Annotated in this window: 1 protein-coding gene; it reads right to left on the reverse strand. The window is 66.8% G+C overall.

The annotated features are described in order from the left end of the window. Positions 1–571: 571 nt before the first annotated feature. The coding region (locus AQJ84_RS40205) for a proprotein convertase P-domain-containing protein (protein ID WP_030037497.1) at positions 572–1,748 on the reverse strand (1,177 nt) is incomplete at its 5' end.

Raw genomic sequence — 1,748 nt, forward strand, 5'->3', positions numbered from 1 at the left:
GTCGTCGTAGAGCGGCGGGTCGATCGGGTCGTCCGCCGTGGCGGTCCCGGCCGGGTCGTCCTGGGCTGTGCCGGCCACCGCGGTGATGCTCGCCGTCGTGACAGCGTGGGCGGGGATCGCGCCGAGGGCCATGGTCATCACCGTGGTGACAACCGTCGTCCATATCCGTCTGTTCATTCCGCACTCACAGGTAAGCGGGCATGACTCAGCATGCGGGGAGGGTGAAGGGAAGATTCCGGCAGGCGTGAATACAAGGGCCGGTTGGCGAAATGTTTCTGGCGTGATCCGTCGGGAGGCCGTAGGGGAAAGCGGGCGGCAGTGCCGGCCGCAGCGGCGAGACAGGGTGCCGTATTAATCGGGCACCCCGGAAAGACGGGTCCACTTGATCGAATCGAAGACTAGATCGGCCGAGATCCACTCCGCAAGACCTCATGAACGCGACACGCAAGTGGTAGCCGTGGCTTCCGGTAAAACGGAAGCAGTGGCCACCATTTATCTGGTGTCGAAAGGCGGAGGCGCGCCCCCGCATCCGGACAGGTGCGGGGGCGCGCCGGTTCGACGTCTGTCGGGGTCAGAACCTGACGACGAAGTTGTTGACCGTGCCGGTGTCACCGGTGCCCACGTCGTCGACGCGGAGCTTCCACCAGCCGTTGACCGGCAGGTCGGTCACGTCGACCGTGTAGACCTTCTTGAGGATGCCGGCCTTCCCGGGGGAGCCGTTGTTCTTGAGAAGGTGCATGGAGCCGTCCGGGGCGATCAGGTGGATCTTGAGGTCGGCCAGGAACTCGTGCTCGACGTGCACGAACACCTGGAGCTTGTCGGAGCCGACGCCCGACAGGCCGCTGGCCTTGGTCCAGATCTCCGTGTAGTTCTTGTCCGGAACGGCCTTCACCGTCTGGTTCTCGTACGACGGGAACCCGAGCGACCAGCCCTTGAGGGTGCCGGTGGAACCCGTGGTCGAGTCGGTGACCTTCAGTGTCCAGGTGCCGTTGGCCACCACATCGGTGGCGTCCACTCCGTAGGTGGTCTGGAGGGTGCCGCCTGCCTCGGATCCGTACGGCTTGAGCGTGTAGGACGTGCCGTCCGGGCTCTGCAGGACCAGCCGCAGGTCGCCGATCCTGGTGTGGGTGATGTTCGTGTACACCTGGAGCGGGCCGGCCGCGTTGCCGTCGATGCCGGAGACGTTGACGGTGGAGGTGAGGGTGCCGGTCTCGGGGATGGCCTGGCTGGTGGTCTGCTCGAACGGGGTCGGGAAGATCAGCGACCAGGTGGTCAGCGTGCCGGCGTCACCGTCGTCGGTGTCGGTCATCCGGAGCTTCCACTCGCCGTTGGCGGGCGAGGCGGAGGCGTCGACCGTGAACTCCGCGATGACGTCGTCCGCGCCGTCGGAGACGCTGGGGCTCTTGAGCAGGTGGGTCGTGCCGTTGGGCGCGAGGAGCTCCAGCTTCACGTCGCCCCGGTAGGCGTGGGTGATGTTGACGTACGCCTTGAGGTTCTTCGGCGCGTTGCCCGGATATTCGCTGACGGTCACCGGCGAGGTCACCGCCGCGCCCGGGGCGTCGGGGATGGCCACGTCCTTGTCGTTGTCGACCTGGAAGGCGCGCGGCTTCTTGTCCGCCTCGGGCTTCGGCTCGATCGCGGCGACGGCCTTGCCGACGTCGATGCGCGGGGTGGTCACCCCGTTCTCAGTGACCGGGGTGCCGCTGGTGGCGAGGAGGGTCACCAGGCTGTCGATGCCCTCGGTGGGG

This window comes from Streptomyces resistomycificus, from assembly GCF_001514265.1.
Lineage (GTDB): Bacteria > Actinomycetota > Actinomycetes > Streptomycetales > Streptomycetaceae > Streptomyces > Streptomyces resistomycificus.